Annotated in this window: 16 protein-coding genes; 7 read left to right on the plus strand and 9 right to left on the minus strand. The window is 68.3% G+C overall.

Features of this window, described 5'->3' with window-relative positions; translation table 11 throughout:
• Nucleotides 1-9: 9 nt before the first annotated feature.
• From cas3f to E6O51_RS15560, 3 genes are all read right to left on the minus strand, one after another.
• Nucleotides 10-3,435, minus strand: a complete 3,426-nt coding sequence (cas3f, locus tag E6O51_RS15550; RefSeq protein ID WP_136385921.1) for a type I-F CRISPR-associated helicase Cas3f — start codon at nt 3,433-3,435, stop codon at nt 10-12.
• Complete coding sequence (gene cas1f, locus E6O51_RS15555) at nt 3,432-4,409, minus strand: type I-F CRISPR-associated endonuclease Cas1f (RefSeq protein ID WP_136385922.1); 978 nt, start codon at nt 4,407-4,409, stop codon at nt 3,432-3,434. The genes cas3f and cas1f overlap by 4 nt, the downstream gene beginning before the upstream one ends.
• 137 nt (nt 4,410-4,546) lie before the next feature.
• Nucleotides 4,547-5,365, minus strand: coding sequence for an IclR family transcriptional regulator (locus tag E6O51_RS15560; protein WP_136385923.1), 819 nt, complete (start codon nt 5,363-5,365; stop codon nt 4,547-4,549).
• A gap of 155 nt (nt 5,366-5,520) precedes the next feature.
• On the opposite strand from E6O51_RS15560, the gene E6O51_RS15565 reads away from it, so the two are divergent.
• The 7 genes from E6O51_RS15565 to E6O51_RS15595 all read left to right on the plus strand — a co-directional run bounded on the left by E6O51_RS15565 (nt 5,521) and on the right by E6O51_RS15595 (nt 11,261).
• Nucleotides 5,521-6,483, plus strand: coding sequence for an MBL fold metallo-hydrolase (locus tag E6O51_RS15565; RefSeq protein WP_136385924.1), 963 nt, complete (start codon nt 5,521-5,523; stop codon nt 6,481-6,483).
• Nucleotides 6,484-6,669: 186 nt separating this feature from the next.
• Nucleotides 6,670-8,334: an FAD-dependent oxidoreductase gene (locus tag E6O51_RS15570; RefSeq protein ID WP_136385925.1), complete on the plus strand. Its 1,665-nt coding sequence runs from the start codon at nt 6,670-6,672 to the stop codon at nt 8,332-8,334.
• A 13-nt stretch (nt 8,335-8,347) separates the two neighbouring features.
• Nucleotides 8,348-8,572, plus strand: a complete 225-nt coding sequence (locus E6O51_RS15575; RefSeq protein WP_136385926.1) for a DUF2783 domain-containing protein — start codon at nt 8,348-8,350, stop codon at nt 8,570-8,572.
• Nucleotides 8,573-8,672: 100 nt separating this feature from the next.
• On the plus strand, nt 8,673-9,218 hold the full coding sequence (locus E6O51_RS15580) for a VOC family protein (RefSeq protein ID WP_136385927.1): 546 nt from the start codon (nt 8,673-8,675) through the stop codon (nt 9,216-9,218).
• Nucleotides 9,215-10,243, plus strand: coding sequence for a fumarylacetoacetate hydrolase family protein (locus E6O51_RS15585; protein WP_136385928.1), 1,029 nt, complete (start codon nt 9,215-9,217; stop codon nt 10,241-10,243). Before E6O51_RS15580 ends, E6O51_RS15585 begins: the two co-directional genes overlap by 4 nt.
• 21 nt (nt 10,244-10,264) lie before the next feature.
• Entirely contained in the window at nt 10,265-10,909 is a 645-nt protein-coding gene (gene maiA, locus E6O51_RS15590) for a maleylacetoacetate isomerase (protein ID WP_136385929.1), read from the plus strand.
• A complete protein-coding gene (locus tag E6O51_RS15595; RefSeq protein ID WP_136385930.1) occupies nt 10,899-11,261 on the plus strand; it encodes a hypothetical protein in 363 nt (120 codons plus the stop codon). The genes maiA and E6O51_RS15595 overlap by 11 nt, the downstream gene beginning before the upstream one ends.
• A 15-nt stretch (nt 11,262-11,276) precedes the next feature.
• Here E6O51_RS15595 and E6O51_RS15600 read toward each other — a convergent pair whose 3' ends face one another.
• The 6 genes from E6O51_RS15600 to E6O51_RS15625 form a co-directional block, all read right to left on the minus strand.
• Entirely contained in the window at nt 11,277-11,612 is a 336-nt protein-coding gene (locus E6O51_RS15600; protein WP_136385931.1) for a DUF1840 domain-containing protein, read from the minus strand.
• 18 nt (nt 11,613-11,630) lie between these two features.
• Nucleotides 11,631-12,188, minus strand: coding sequence for a hypoxanthine-guanine phosphoribosyltransferase (locus E6O51_RS15605; RefSeq protein ID WP_136385932.1), 558 nt, complete (start codon nt 12,186-12,188; stop codon nt 11,631-11,633).
• 46 nt (nt 12,189-12,234) lie between these two features.
• Nucleotides 12,235-12,570 carry a YqjK-like family protein gene (locus E6O51_RS15610; RefSeq protein WP_136385933.1) on the minus strand — a complete coding sequence of 112 codons (336 nt, stop codon included), beginning with the start codon at nt 12,568-12,570 and terminating at the stop codon, nt 12,235-12,237.
• A 10-nt stretch (nt 12,571-12,580) separates the two neighbouring features.
• Nucleotides 12,581-12,964: a phage holin family protein gene (locus E6O51_RS15615; RefSeq protein ID WP_136385934.1), complete on the minus strand. Its 384-nt coding sequence runs from the start codon at nt 12,962-12,964 to the stop codon at nt 12,581-12,583.
• 9 nt (nt 12,965-12,973) lie between these two features.
• On the minus strand, nt 12,974-13,294 hold the full coding sequence (locus E6O51_RS15620; RefSeq protein ID WP_136385935.1) for a DUF883 family protein: 321 nt from the start codon (nt 13,292-13,294) through the stop codon (nt 12,974-12,976).
• 183 nt (nt 13,295-13,477) lie between these two features.
• Nucleotides 13,478-14,269: an exodeoxyribonuclease III gene (locus E6O51_RS15625; protein WP_136385936.1), complete on the minus strand. Its 792-nt coding sequence runs from the start codon at nt 14,267-14,269 to the stop codon at nt 13,478-13,480.
• Between the last annotated feature and the right edge of the window lie 38 nt (nt 14,270-14,307).

Below are 14,307 nucleotides of genomic sequence, written 5' to 3' on the forward strand. Positions count from 1 at the left end.
GGCGCCTTCTCAGCGTGCGGGGCTGAAGCCCAGCCACGGATGCCAGCGCCAGCCCTGGCCATGCTCGCTGCGTGGCACTTCGACCACGGTGAACTTGCGCGCGGCCATGTCCAGCGGGATGTCCTCGGCCTCGGCCAGATCGCCCAGGCCCGCCCGCAGTCGCGCCAGGTCGAAAGCGTCCCACGGCACGATGCCGGATGCGGGTTGCAGTTCGACCGGATGCAGCATTTCCGGGGCCGAGATGTAGAGCGGCTTGCCGCGATGATGCGGATCATCTTCGATCCGGTGCGGGAGCAGGTGTTCTTCCTCTTCGTCGGGCAGGAACACCAGCGTGGCATCGGGGCGGTCATCCGCGCGAAAGGGCTGCTGTTGCGGCAGCATGCCGGTCAGCAGCGCCTGCCGATGTTGCCATGAAGGCGCGGCCTGGTCGCGTTCCAGCCTGGGCGTGGAAGATCCGCGGCGGCGGCTGGGGGTCGATGCGGATTCGGTTTGCGGCAGCATCGCGACGTGCAGGCGTACCTGTTCCAGGTCTATCCAGTTGTGGCGCGGGTCCATTTCACCGGCAGGTCGTGGCTGGATGCGCGGCCGGGCGTCGATGCACCGCTCGCCGGATTCCGGCCAGATCGCTCGCAGCCGGTGCGAGGCGAGCAGGAAACGGTCCTCGTCCTCGAAACCCGGACGAACGAAGGCTGGGCGCTGGCCGTCGCCGGCTTCCAGCGCCTTCAGATTGGTGTCGAATACCAGCACGTTGGCGCGCGCTGGCGGCTTGCGCCGATGCCGCTGCACGCGCCCGGCGAGCTGGATCAGCGAGCGCATCGACGAAGGCTCCGCCACCGCCCAGTCGGCATCCCAGTCGCGGCCGACTTCGCAAACAGGAGACGCGAGCACGACGAACAGGTGGTTGCGTTCCGGATGGGCGTCGAGCGCGGCGCGAATGCTTGGCAGGCGGTAGACGCCCTGCCCGTCGCCGCGCCGGTTGAACGCGCTGTCGAGTTGATGCTCGATGGCCGAGCGCTGCACGAGTGGGAAGCGGGCGTGGTAGACGCACAGATGGATGCGGACGTCTTCCGGCGCGCCGAGCGCGAACAGTTCGCGCGCCACGTCGAACAGCGGGTCGATGTTGGCCATGCGCACGATGCCGAAGCTCGCGCGCTTGCCGCTGACGGGATCGGTTTCGGCATGGTCGCCGTGCAGGCGCAGGCAGGCATCGCGCACGTACCGGGCGAATGCGGCGCGAAGCTGCTCCTTGGCAAGCCCCTTGGCGATGTCCAGCGGCACCAGTTCGGCCCGCCGCAGCGGCTCGGCCTTTTCCAGCTTCGCCGCGCGCTTGCCGACGAACTGCGCGTGCTGGGCGGCGAAGGCCGGCGCATCGGCGCAGGTCGCGGCCTGCGCGCCGAACTCGTCGGTCCACAGGCAGGGGATCTCGACCTGTTCGGCAGCTTGCCCGCCGCCGATGCCGCGGTTGCGCCGGTACTGGACGCGGCCGGCGCGGTAGGCCATGAACATGCCTTCGACCAGCGCCGGCGGCAGGGTCGCGGAGGACAGCACCACGCGCGTGCCCAGCATCCCTGCCCAGTGCACCAGGCGGGTCAGCGCGGGCAGGTCTTCGAGGTCGTAGTCGTCCAGTTCGTCCAGCACCAGGTCGGCGCTCATCAGCCGCAGCATCGGCGCGATCTGGCGGCCGGCGCGCAGCGCCTCGGTGGCGGGGACCATGTGGTCCACGGTGCAGACCAGCATCGGCGCCGACAACAGCTTGCGGATGTCGGCGTCGTGCATCGCCCGCGACAGCAGCGGGTGGTCGGCGACCACGCCTTCGTAGAGGACGTGGCTGTCTTCCTCGATCAGCTCCTGTACCGAGGCCGAGCCGTGCGCCTCGGCCTCCTGCTCGTAATACTCGAACAGGGCGCGGCTGGCCGAGCCGCCGACGCGGATGGCCAGCTCGTCCTCGCCCAGATGCAGGTCGGTGCGGTAGCTGCGGCCGGTCTGCAAGGTCAGCGTGCGCAGGCCCAGGGCGTAGGTGGCGCGCAGGCCCTGCCGGGAGTCGGCCAGGGCGTAGAGGATGCGGGCGTTGGCGAGCGTCTTGCCGCAGCCGGTGGAGGCCATGTTGACGATGAAGGCACCATGCTCGCGCGCCGCTTCGCGCAGCGCCGTGGCGGCATCGGCGGCCTTGTCCTGCCAGGCGAAGCGCGGGTCGGCGCTGCGCTTGCGCAGGCCGCGATGGTGGGCCAGCCGCGGCAGGTGGCGCTCGAAGGCGGGCAGGGCGTGGGCGATCAGGCCGGCCGTATGTTCCACGCCAAGCAGATGTTCCAGCAGGGATTGATTCGTAACCGTTTGGCCCCGACGATTCTTCGTGGTGTTGGCGAAAACGGTTTGCCCTTCCTGCAAGAAGGGCTTCCGTGCCTGCGCCGGACGATCCTCTTTATCCAGACCGAGGCTGGAGTAATGGTGATCGGCCAGCATCAGGCTCAATCGGGCCAAGTGCATCACGTAGGGGTTGCCGAGCCAGTCGCCATCGCGGCGCCGGCGCAGTTCCAGCAGGCGTCTTGCGAGGCGTGCGGCCTGCGCGCGCCATTTCGGCTCGGCCACCGGCAGCGGGCCGGCGGATTGCCAGTACGGCGCTATCCGTGGCGGTTCGGCCGGCTGGCGGATTTCGTTCCAGTCGTGCGCGACCTGGGCCAAGGGCGTTTCCAGCCAGTCCAGGCTGAAGCGCCCGGCACGCTTGCCGAGCCAGTCCTGGCTGCCGTCCCCCTTGTCCACCGGAACCAGTGGCAGGCGGTGATGGGTGACTACCAACCACGCCACCGCGGCGGCCAAAGGCGGCAGGTTGCGGAATGGATAGGGTGTCGTGGCGTCCAGTCCATCACGCTGGTAGCGTCCGGCGGCGAGCCAGACCTGTTCGTCGCAGTCCTCCGGATTGGCCAAGCGCTGCAGCCAGTCTTCGTCGTCACCTTCGCCGACGAAGGCCAGGAACAGCCGCAGCGACACCCATTCATGGCGGTACAGGTTCCTCTCTACCAAGCGGCCGCGCAGGCGGTTCTGGAACGCAATGCCGGCCTTGCCCAGATCGTGCAGCAGCGCCGCCAGTTGCGCGAGCAGGCGGATGTCTTCCCCCGTATGCCAGTCGTTCTCCGATTCGGCGCGCAGCACGTTGCGGCGGGTGGAGTTGGTCGGCGTGGCGCCCTGGCCGTTGAACTGCCGTGCATCGCCCACGATCCACAGCAATTCGCTGTGGTCCTTGCCGCGTATCCAGTGGCAGGCCACGGCGGTATTCTTGCGCGCGGTCTTGCGCAGCAGGCGGCGCAGGGTGTCCAGACCGGCCTGGGTGATCGGCGTCTGCCAAGTGCGGTCGCCGCGCCGTTCGGCGAACTGGTCGAGGATGCGCCGGGTCTCGGTGAGGGCGTTCTTGGTGCACTGGGAGATGAGCAGCACGTTCATGCGGTGCGCTTCCCGGTCTCCGCGGCGATGGCTTTGAGCGTGTCGATCATGAAGTCCAGCGATTCGGTCTGCACCAGCGCCTCGATGCAGCTTTCGCGGAATGCCTGTTCGCTGTCGCCGCGCATGGCGGAGATGAAGGCTTGCGGCAGGATCACCGCATCCTTGACCAGGTCGGCGGCGTCGAACACCAGTCCGCCGCGCCGCGTCTTGCCGTGCAGCACCGCCAGGCCGTGGGGCAGGCCCAGCACCCAGGTGGCCGTCGCCCCCAGACCGTAGGCGAGATAGTTGCCGTGGTCGAGAAAGCGGTTGGCCGGGTCGCTGCCGGTGCCGCCCTTGGCGCGCGTGAACTCGCCGTAGTCGGTGGCGTCGCAGGCGAGCTTGAACAGTGTCTTGGTGAGGCGCGCCTCTTCGGTGAGCAGGGCGGTGTTGTCGGGTACCGCGAGGATCGCCCGCCGCGAGGCCTCAAGCGCGGCTTCCAGGCGTTCGCGAGGAACGATGAAGTCCGCTTCGGCAAGTGCCCGGTTGCCGATCCAGTGTGCCGCGATGCGCGTGAGGCGGGCTTGCTGGATCGCCTTGGCCGCATTCAGCCGCAGGGAGTCGTCGAACCAGAAACGCACCCAGGACTGCAGGTATTCGGTGGGACGGTACTCGCTTTGCGGCGAGAACCAGGCGACCTCGAAGTCGACCTCGTTGGCGGTGAACAGAGGCGTTCCCCCGCCGCCGCAGAATCCCACCAGCACACCGGCCTTCGCCAGTTCGCGCATCGCCGCCTGGGTGATCGACGTGCCCGTACCCAACAGGATGGTGGTGGTGTTGGCGATCGGGATGTTCCAGTACAGGGAGTGCTTGCCCTCGTCGGTGACGTACTCGACACGCCCCCCATTCACCAGTACCCGGCAGTGTTCGAGGTAGTAGAGGTTGGCACGCTTGGAGTGGAGGATCGTCTTCAGATCCGTTGGCGTGAGCACGTCCATGCCGTTCGACTCCCCTTGAGGTGACACGGCATTATTCCACAGCGATAGGCCCGCATCACGAACCCGGCGAAGCTGGCCTCCTGTGCGCTCGCTCGCGGATTACGCCGATCCTTGCGGCATCGGCGGCGAAAACACCCTTAACCTCCTCGACTCCCCAGCCGTGTGGAGACCGCCTCCGCGCACGCCCGCACCTTCTGCGCCGTCACTCCCTCCCAGTCCGGGTCGAAGGCATCCGCCGGACCCATGGCGGTGATGGCCAGGGCCAGGTTGCCGCTGCTGTCAAAGACCGGGGCGGAGAAAGCGTTGATGCCGGGGATGGGGTTGCCGACGGCGCGGGCCATGCCGTGCTGGCGGACTTCGGCGACGATCTCGTCCACGTGGCGGCGGGACAGGCGCAGGGCGGATTGGGGCGAGGCGGCGAACTGGGCCAGTTCTTTCTCCAGGATGGGGCGGGTGATGCGCGCCGGCAGCAGGGCGGCGAAGACGCGGCCGGTGGCGGACAGCAGCAGCGGCGTCATGACCGTGCCGGGACGCATGTTCACGTGGATCTGCTTGCTGCTTTCCTCGATGCGCACGATGGTGGGGCCGTGGTTGCCCCACACGGCGATGGCGACGTTGAGCTCGATGTCGTCGGCGAGCCGCGCGGCCTCGATGGTGGCCGCCCGCAGCGGATCCAGGCCGTGCAGTGCGGAGAGGCCCATCTGCAGCGAGAACGGCCCCAGGCCGTAGCGGCCGGTGAGGGGGTCCTGCTCGATGAGGCCGAGCTTGCCGAAGCTCACCAGGTAGGGATGGGCCTTGGCCGGCGGCATGCCGGCTTCGCGGGCGAGGTCCTTGAGCATCATCGGCGCGCCGGTGCGCACCAGGGCCTGCAGCAGCGCGCCGCCCACCTCGATGGACTGGATGCCGCGCCGGTCCGTGCCGCGGCTGCCCCTGCCTTCTTCCCGTTCTTCTTCCAAGCCTTCCCCCTCGTGCCCTTGGTGGGCGGCATCTTAGCAGTTGGGGAGCATACTATTCGCGCCGCCGTAATTTGACAATAGCGAACGTATTGACCATTAACAAACCGTCGACTAGGATTCGGCCATACCCCGCATCACCAGAGAGGAGACACCCGATGAACACCAAGGCCTTTGCCTCGCAGGCGGACCTGGAAGAGAAGAAGATCAGCTTCGACAAGCTGTCGGACAACGCCTGGGCCTACACGGCGGAAGGCGACCCCAACACCGGCATCATCGTCGGCGACGACGCGGTGATGATCGTGGACGCCACCGCCACGCCGGTGATGGCGCAGGCGGTGATCGCCAAGGTGCGCGAAATCACCGACAAGCCGATCAAGTACGTGGTGCTGACCCACTACCACGCGGTGCGCGTGCTGGGCGCTTCCGGCTACAAGGACGAAGGCCTGCAGCAGGTCATCGCCAGCCAGGACACCCGGGACCTGATCGTGGAGCGCGGCCAGCAGGACATGGATTCCGAGATCGGCCGCTTCCCGCGCCTCTTCAACGCCGTGGAAAGCGTGCCGGGGCTGACCTGGCCGACGCTCACCTTCCAAGGCGAGATGACCCTGTGGCTGGGCAAGCTGGAAGTGAAGATCAAGCAACTGGGCCGCGGCCATACCAAAGGCGACACCATCGTGTATCTGCCTTCCCAGTCCATCTGCTTCTCCGGCGACCTGGTGGAGGCGGACGCGGCCTGTTACACCGGCGACGCCTATCTGGCCGACTGGCCGCAGACCCTGGACAACCTGGCGGCGCTGGACTTCCAGAAGCTGGTGCCCGGCCGCGGCCCGGCCCTGACCACGCCCGAGGCGGTGAAGGCGGGGCTAGCCTACACGCGCGACTTCGTGTCCACGCTGTACCGCAGCGCCCAGGAAGCGGTGGCGCAGGGCTGTGACCTGAAAGCCGCGATGGCCCACGCCCGCAAGAACATGGACCCGAAGTTCGGCCAGGTCTTCATCTACGAACACTGCCTGCCCTTCGACGTGACGCGCGCCTTCGACGAGGCGAGCGGCATCCGCGACCCGCGCATCTGGACCGCGGAACGGGACCAGCAGATGTGGCACGCGCTGCAGGAGTAGGAATAGCGACACCGCTCGCCCTGAGCCCTTCGGCAAGCTCAGGACAGGCTTTGTCGAAGGGCGGTGCCGGCAATCGGGCTTCGACAGGCTCAGCCCGAACGGTATTTGCCCAACAGGGTTTATAGACGGAACCGGTGACGGCCCATAGAAGGCCGCCCGGCGAGACGAGCAAAAGGAGGAGACACCGTGCTGAGCACGTATCAATACCCGAAGTACGCCTACCGGCGCCCGCTGGAAGTGGCGGAAGCCCGCGACGGGCATTACCCGGTGGTGGTGGTGGGCGCCGGCCCGGTGGGGCTGGCGGCGGCCATCGATCTGGCCATGCAGGGCACGCCGGTGCTGGTGCTGGACAACGACGACACCGTGTCCATCGGCTCCCGCGGCGTGTGTTACGCCAAGCGTGCGCTGGAAGTGCTGGACCGCCTGGGCTGCGGCGAGGAAATGGTGGCCAAGGGCGTGTCCTGGAACGTGGGCCGCACCTTCTTCCGCGAGCGCGAGGTGTTCAACTTCAACCTGTGCCCGGAGCCGGACCACCACCGCCCGGGCATGATCAACCTGCAGCAGTACTACCTGGAAGAGTACCTGGTGCGCCGCGCTGAGGAGCTGGGCAACGTCGACCTGCGCTGGAAGAACGAGGTCATCGCGGTCACGCCCGGCGCGGACAAGGTCGGCCTGCGGGTGGAAACGCCGGACGGCGCCTACACCTTGACCTGCGACTGGCTCATCGTGGGCGACGGCGCGCGCTCGCCCATCCGCCACATGCTGGGCCTGGAGGTGGAAGGCAAGATCTTCATGGACCGCTTCCTGATCGCCGACGTGGTGATGAAGGCGGACTACCCCGCCGAGCGCTGGTTCTGGTTCGACCCGCCCTTCCACCCCGGCCAGTCCGTGCTGCTGCACAAGCAGGCGGACAACGTGTGGCGCATCGACTTCCAGCTCGGCTGGAACGTGGACCCGGAAGAGGAGAAGAGGCCGGAGAAGGTGATCCCGCGCATCCGCGCCATGCTGGGGGACGAACGGGAGTTCGAGCTGGAATGGGTGAGCATCTACACCTTCCAGTGCCGCCGCATGAACGACTTCCGCCACGGCCGCGTGCTCTTCGTCGGCGACGCCGCGCACCAGGTCTCGCCCTTCGGCGCGCGGGGAGCGAATTCCGGCATCCAGGACACGGACAACCTGGTGTGGAAGCTCCGGCTGGTGATGGACGGCAAGGCGCCGTCCGCGCTGCTCGACACCTATTCGGCGGAGCGCACCTTCGGCGCGGACGAGAACATCATGAACTCGACCCGCTCCACGGACTTCATCACCCCCAAGAGCGCGGTCAGCAAGACCTTCCGCAACGCGGTGCTGGATCTGGCGCAGCGGTACCCGTTCGCCCGCGCCCTGGTGAACTCAGGGCGGCTGTCGGTGCCCTGCTTCCTCACCGAATCGCGCCTGAACACGCCGGATGCCGACACCTTCGCCGGCCACATGGTGCCCGGCGCGCCCATGGAAGGCGCCCCGGTGCACACCGACGGCGCCGACTGGCTGCTGCAGGTGCTGGGCAACCGCTTCCAGTTGCTCTACTACGTGGAAGACGCCGCCGCGCTGGACGCCGCCACCGCCGGCGCGCTGACGGGGCTCGCCGATGGCGCCATCCCCGTGCAGGCCCTGGTGGTGGCCGCCCGCGGCAACGCGCCCATGGGACTGAGAACGGTCATCGACGGCAAGGGCCGCATCCGCGAACGCTACGACCTGCAGCCGGGCACCTGCTACCTCGCCCGCCCCGACCAACACGTGGCCGCACGCTGGCGCACGCTGGACGCCACCCGGGTTCGTGCGGCCGTCGCCCGCGCCACCTGCAACGCCTGAAGGAGCCCGACCCATGGCACTGAACACCCAACCCAACTTCTTCGAGCCGGGCAAGCACTACTTCCGCAGCTTCAGCCCCGGCGACGATTTCTACGAACTGCTCATCGACACCCACCGGGACCTCTCCGACGAACGGAGCGCCCAGGTGAACGCCCGCCTGATCCTGCTGCTCGCCAACCACATCGGCGACATCGCGGTGCTGCGCGAGGCACTGACGATCGCCCGCGAGGGCGTGTAGACCAAAGTCCGTTCGCCCTGAGCCTGTCGAAGGGCGCCCGAAACCGGGCTTCGACAGGCTCAGCCCGAACGGATGCCCCCATCGACCCGGAGGTAACCTCATGCTGGTCAAGAAAATCCACCACGTCGCCTACCGCTGCAAGGACGCGCTGGAGACCGCGCGCTGGTACGAGAAGCACCTGGGCATGAAGCTGGTGCTGTCCATCGCGGAAGACGCCGTGCCGTCCACCAAGGAACCCGACCCCTACATGCACATCTTCCTCGACGCCGGCGGCGGCAACATCCTCGCCTTCTTCGAACTGCCCACCCGCACGCCCATGGGGCGCGACCCCAACACCCCGGCGTGGACCCAGCATCTGGCGCTGGAAGTCGGCTCCATGCAGGAGTTGCTCGACACCAAGGCGCGCCTGGAAGCCGCGGGCATCGACGTGGTCGGCCCCACGGACCACGCCCTGTTCCAGTCCATCTACTTCTTCGACCCCAGCGGCCACCGCCTGGAACTCGCCGCCAACACGCTGCGCCCGGGCATGCTGGAGGCGCTGGATCAGGTCAAGTGGGAGATGCTGGAAGAATGGTCGCAGACGAAGAAGGCGCCGAAGCATGCCGCCTGGATGCATGACGGACGCTACAAGGAGATGTTCAATTGAAGCTCGCCACCATCAAGCACGGCGGCCGCGACGGCACCCTGGTCGTGGTCAGCCGCGACCTCACGCGCTGCCAGGCCGTGAGCGGCATCGCCCGCACGCTGCAGGCCGCGCTGGATGACTGGGACAGCACGGCGCCGGAGTTGGAACTGGTCTACGACATGCTCAATGGCGGCTCATCTGCGTTGGCTACGCGGCACGCCATGCCCTTCGACCCCACGCGCTGCCATTCGCCGCTGCCCCGCGCCTACCAGTGGGCGGACGGCTCGGCCTACATCAACCACGTGGAGCTGGTGCGCCGCGCCCGGGGTGCCGAGCTGCCGCCGGAATTCCACACCGACCCGCTGATGTACCAGGGCGGCTCCGACAGCTTCGTCGGCCCCCGCGACGACATCGTCGCCGCCAGCGAGGACTGGGGCATCGACTTCGAGGCCGAGGTGGCGGCGGTCACCGGCGACGTGGGGATGGGCGCGGGCGTGGACGAATGCGCCGCCGCCGTCCGCCTGCTGATGCTGGTGAACGACGTCAGCCTGCGCAACCTGATCCCGGCCGAGCTCGCCAAGGGCTTCGGCTTCTTCCAGTCCAAGCCGGCCTCCGCCTTCAGCCCGGTGGCGGTCACGCCCGACGAACTGGGCGCGGCCTGGCGCGACGGCAAGCTGCACCGCCCGCTGGAAGTGGAACTCAACGGCCAGCCCTTCGGCCGCCCGGACGCGGGCACGGACATGACCTTCTCCTTCCCCCGACTGATCGCCCATGCGGCGAAGACGCGGGAGCTGGAAGCCGGCTCCATCGTCGGCTCCGGCACGGTCTCCAACAAGCAGGGCGGGCTGTACGGTTCCAGTATCGCCAACGGCGGCGTGGGCTACTGCTGCCTCGCCGAGGTGCGCATGTACGAGACCATCGAAACGGGCAAACCGGCCACGCCTTTCATGCGCTTCGGCGACCGGGTGAGGATCGACATGCGCGACGAGGCGGGCCACAGCATCTTCGGCACCATCGAGCAGAAGGTGGTACAACTCCTGCCTTGAACCGCCGTGCCCGACTGCCCCATGAAGCTCTACACCTACTTCCGCAGTTCCGCCGCCTACCGCGTGCGCATCGCGCTCAATCTCAAGGGCCTGCCCTACGACAGCGTGCCGGTGCATCTCGCGCGCGGCGGCGGCGAGCAGCGCCGGCCGGAATACCTCGCCATCAACCCGGCCGGGCTGGTGCCCGCGCTGGAGGACGGCGGCGCGGTGCTGACCCAGTCCCTGGCCATCATCGAGTACCTGGAAGAAACCCACCCCCAGCCCGCGCTGCTGCCCGGGGACGCCCTGACCCGCGCACGCATCCGCGCGCTGGCCCAGGCCATCGCCTGCGACATCCATCCCATCAACAACCTGCGCGTGCTGCAGTACCTGACCCGCGAGCTGGGCGCGAGCGAGGAGCAGAAGAACACCTGGTACCGCCACTGGGTGGAACGGGGCCTCGCCACCGTGGAAGCCATGCTCGCCCAGGCGCCGCGCGACGGACGCTTCTGCGTCGGCGACACGCCCACGCTGGCCGACGTGTGCCTGGTGCCCCAGGTGTTCAACGCGCGCCGCTTCGAGTGCCGTACCGACCACATCCCCACCGTGATGCGCATCGCCGGAGCCTGCGAGACGCTGGAAGCCTTCCGCCTGGCCGCTCCGACCCGCCAGCCGGATGCCGAATAAGTCCGCGCCCGGCCTCGCCGTCGCGGCGCTGATCACCACGCTGGTCGCGCTCGGCCCCCTGTCCACCGACTTCTACCTGCCGGCGCTGCCGGCCATCGCCGCGGCGGTAGGCGCCGCGGTGGGCCATGCGCTGGGCGATTCGGCCCTGCCCATGGCGCTGGCGGTTGCCGCGTGCAGCACGGGGGTGCTGGCCGCCCACCTATTAACCCGGCAATCAAATACCGTTCGGGCTGAGCTTGTCGAAGCCCGGTTGAGACCAACGCCCTTCGACAAGCTCAGGGCGAACGGTGTTACTTATTTCATTGCCGGGTTAATAGTGTGGATCCGGCCGGCGCTCGCCAAGGCGGGCTGATCTCCCGGCGGGCGCTCAAACGCCCCACACCACCGGCGCGCCTTCCTTGATCGAGTATTCCAGCATCTCCAGCAGCGGCCAGGCGCGCTGGGCGAGGTTGACCGGCGCGGCCATGCCGGCGCGCCCGGCTTCGCGCGCCTCCTCCTCGTCCTCCTCACCCTGGGCGGCGGCGCGCGCCTTCTCCTGCTCGATCAGCGCACGCAGGCTGGCGACGGCAGCCGGAAGCTGTTCCACGGTGACGATGCCCTTGGCGTCGGCCGGGTCCTTGCCCATGGCCGCGATCAGCTTCTTCGCCACGTCGCCGAACATGATCACGTCGGCGGCGGCGTCGGACTTGAAAACGATCAGCATGCCTTTCTCCCTATCGGCCTACAGGCCCTTCACCGCGTAGATGGCGGGCGCGTTGCGCCAGTAGCCCTGGTAGTCCATGCCGCAGCCGAACAGGAAGCGGTCGGCGATGTCGAGCCCGGTGAAGTCGGCGCGCATGCCCGGATAGGCCTTGCGCTCGTGCTCCTTGTGCACCAGCACCGCGGTCAGCACCTCCCGCGCGCCCTCGGCGCGCAGGTGCTCGACGATGGCCGCCAGCGTATAGCCCTCGTCGAGGATGTCGTCGAGCACCAGCACGCTGCGCCCGCGCAGGTCCTGGGTGGGGCGCACGCGCCAGTCGAGCAGGGTGCCGTGGGTCGCCAGGCCGTAGCGGGTGGCATGCAGGTAGGCCACTTCCAGCGGAAACGGCAGGCGGGGCAGGAGGCGCCCGGCGAAGATCAGCCCACCGTTCATCACCACGTACACCAGTGGGTTGCTGTGCTGCAGCCGCGCCGTGACGTCCACCGCGAGGCGCGCCAGCGCGGCCTCCACCGCGGCCTCGTCGGCGAGGCAGTCGGCCTCCTCGCGGGCACGGATGATTTCCTGCAGATCGACGGCCATCAGCCTGTCCTCGTCCTTCGAAGTGCGCCGATTCTAGCGCCGCCCGCTACCGGCGGGGGCGCAGACGGTCGATCAGCAGCCCCAGCACCCCGGCCACCGGCGCGGCAGGACGTGCCAGCCGCCGGTAGAGCACCCAGCCCAGCCAGGCACGCCGCGCCAGGCGCAGCACGAGGCGCGGCTTCCACGCCACCACCAGCAGCGCCGCGCCGGACAGGATGGGAGCGTGCTCGCGCGCCCAGCGCAGGTTGTCGCGCACGCCGTCGGCGACGTGGAGTACGGATTCGAAGCCTTCGAGCCGGTGCAGCATGTCCTCGCGCTGGCCTTCGGCGCGGATCTGCAGGCGCTGCTTGCGCAGCGCGAATTCCACCAGGCGTGGATTCATCGCCGGACGATCATTCCCCGCGCCGCAGCGCGTCGCGGTCACGCGCGAGTTCGGCCAGGCTGGCACCGAACAGGCGGCTGCCGCGCTTCAGTTCCCGGGCCGCATTGCTGGCGGTGAGCAGGCCGGCGCCGATGAAGACCGCCGTGGCCAGGCCCAGCGCGAGCAGGCGATGCTCCTCCCAGTACAGCACGGTGAGGAAGAGCACCAGGAACACGACGCCGAAGCCCAGCATCAGCGCGCACAGCACCACGTTCAGGAGCAGTGCGGAGAGGCGCAGCTTTTCCTCCTGCACCTCGACCGCGAGCAACTCCAGCCGGGTCTGGGCAGTGGCCAGCCCGCTGTCGAGGAAGCCGCGCAGGCTGTCGGCCAGGCGCGGTTTCCGCGTCTCGGACATTGCTGCGCGTCAGCGCCGGCCGGCGAGCAGGCCGAGCAGGAAGGCGACGCCGGCGGCAACGCCCACCGACTGCCAGGGATGCGAGTGCACGTAGTCGTCGGTGGCATGGGCCACCTGGCGGGTGCGTTCGCGCACGGCCGCCTCGGCGTCCTCGATGCGCTCCTTGGCCACGGCGAGGCGGTCGGCGAGGCGCGCCCGCACGTCGGTCAGCTTTTCACCCGCCTGGCCGGCGGTGAGCTTGAGCAGTTCGTCGGCGTCGGCAACGACCGACTTCAGGTCGGCGACGAGTTTTTCCCGGGAAGCATGATTCTGTTCGGCTGCGAACGGCATGATGGACTCCCTTCGATGATGATGCCCGGAGACCGGGCTCTGGAGACGGCGGCACGAAGCGGGAACGCGAGTGCGTCGCCCGTCCTGCGTGCCTTCTGGGAAGCTCATCGAAAGGCTATACCCCTTCTCCCGGGAAGGCAAATCGCCAACCCGTATGCATGGGGAAGCGGATTCGCAGCCGCTTCAGCGGCCGTCCACCTGCCAGTCGTAATCCACCGTGAGCGGCGCGTGGTCGCTGAAGCGCTGTTCCTTGTAGACGGCGGCCGTGGCCGCCCGCGTGGCGATGCCCGGCGTGGCGAGGTGGTAGTCGATGCGCCAGCCGACGTTCTTCGCCCACGCCTGGCCGCGGTTGGACCACCAGGTGTAGCTCTCGCCGGTGGCTTCGGGATGCAGGCGGCGGTAGACGTCCACCCAGTCCTGCTCGTCCAGCACGCGGGTGAGCCAGGCGCGCTCCTCGGGCAGGAAGCCGGAATTCTTCTGGTTGCTCTTCCAGTTCTTCAGGTCGATTTCCCGGTGGGCGATGTTCCAGTCGCCGCAGATCACCACTTCCCGCCCGGCGGCGCGCAGCGCGGCCAGATGGGGGAAGAAACGCTCCATGAAGCTGAACTTGGCCTGCTGGCGCTCCTCGGAACTCGATCCGGAGGGCAGGTAGAGCGAGATCACCGACAGGCCGGGATAGTCGAGCTGCAGGTAGCGGCCTTCGGCATCGATGTCGGCGATGCCCAGCCCTTCGACCACGCGTTCGGGGGCATGGCGGGTGTAGATGCCCACGCCGCTGTAGCCCTTCTTTTCCGCGTAGTGGAAATGCCCCGCATGGCCCGCCGGGGCGCGCATCGCCGCGGAAAGGTCGTCGGCCTGCGCCTTGAGTTCCTGCACGCAGACGAAGTCGGCTTCCTGCTGCGTGAGCCAGTCGAGAAAACCCTTGCTGGAGGCGGAACGGATGCCGTTGAGGTTGGCGGAGATGATGCGTAACATGGGCGAACTCTTCGAAAATCAGCACTGCGAAAGGGAAT

The sequence above is a fragment of the Pseudothauera rhizosphaerae genome, from assembly GCF_004801305.1.
In the GTDB taxonomy this organism is placed as follows: Bacteria; Pseudomonadota; Gammaproteobacteria; order Burkholderiales; family Rhodocyclaceae; genus Pseudothauera; species Pseudothauera rhizosphaerae.

Bases quoted from the DNA above. Each gene is read 5' to 3' on its own strand.
- cas3f (WP_136385921.1), bottom strand. From the start codon at position 3,435: ATGAACGTGCTGCTCATCTCCCAGTGCACCAAGAACGCCCTCACCGAG.
- cas1f (WP_136385922.1), bottom strand. From the start codon at position 4,409: ATGGACGTGCTCACGCCAACGGATCTGAAGACGATCCTCCACTCCAAG.
- E6O51_RS15565 (WP_136385924.1), top strand. From the start codon at position 5,521: ATGAACACCAAGGCCTTTGCCTCGCAGGCGGACCTGGAAGAGAAGAAG.
- E6O51_RS15575 (WP_136385926.1), top strand. From the start codon at position 8,348: ATGGCACTGAACACCCAACCCAACTTCTTCGAGCCGGGCAAGCACTAC.
- E6O51_RS15580 (WP_136385927.1), top strand. From the start codon at position 8,673: ATGCTGGTCAAGAAAATCCACCACGTCGCCTACCGCTGCAAGGACGCG.
- maiA (WP_136385929.1), top strand. From the start codon at position 10,265: ATGAAGCTCTACACCTACTTCCGCAGTTCCGCCGCCTACCGCGTGCGC.
- E6O51_RS15595 (WP_136385930.1), top strand. From the start codon at position 10,899: ATGCCGAATAAGTCCGCGCCCGGCCTCGCCGTCGCGGCGCTGATCACC.
- E6O51_RS15600 (WP_136385931.1), bottom strand. From the start codon at position 11,612: ATGCTGATCGTTTTCAAGTCCGACGCCGCCGCCGACGTGATCATGTTC.
- E6O51_RS15605 (WP_136385932.1), bottom strand. From the start codon at position 12,188: ATGGCCGTCGATCTGCAGGAAATCATCCGTGCCCGCGAGGAGGCCGAC.
- E6O51_RS15610 (WP_136385933.1), bottom strand. From the start codon at position 12,570: ATGAATCCACGCCTGGTGGAATTCGCGCTGCGCAAGCAGCGCCTGCAG.
- E6O51_RS15615 (WP_136385934.1), bottom strand. From the start codon at position 12,964: ATGTCCGAGACGCGGAAACCGCGCCTGGCCGACAGCCTGCGCGGCTTC.
- E6O51_RS15620 (WP_136385935.1), bottom strand. From the start codon at position 13,294: ATGCCGTTCGCAGCCGAACAGAATCATGCTTCCCGGGAAAAACTCGTC.
- E6O51_RS15625 (WP_136385936.1), bottom strand. From the start codon at position 14,269: ATGTTACGCATCATCTCCGCCAACCTCAACGGCATCCGTTCCGCCTCC.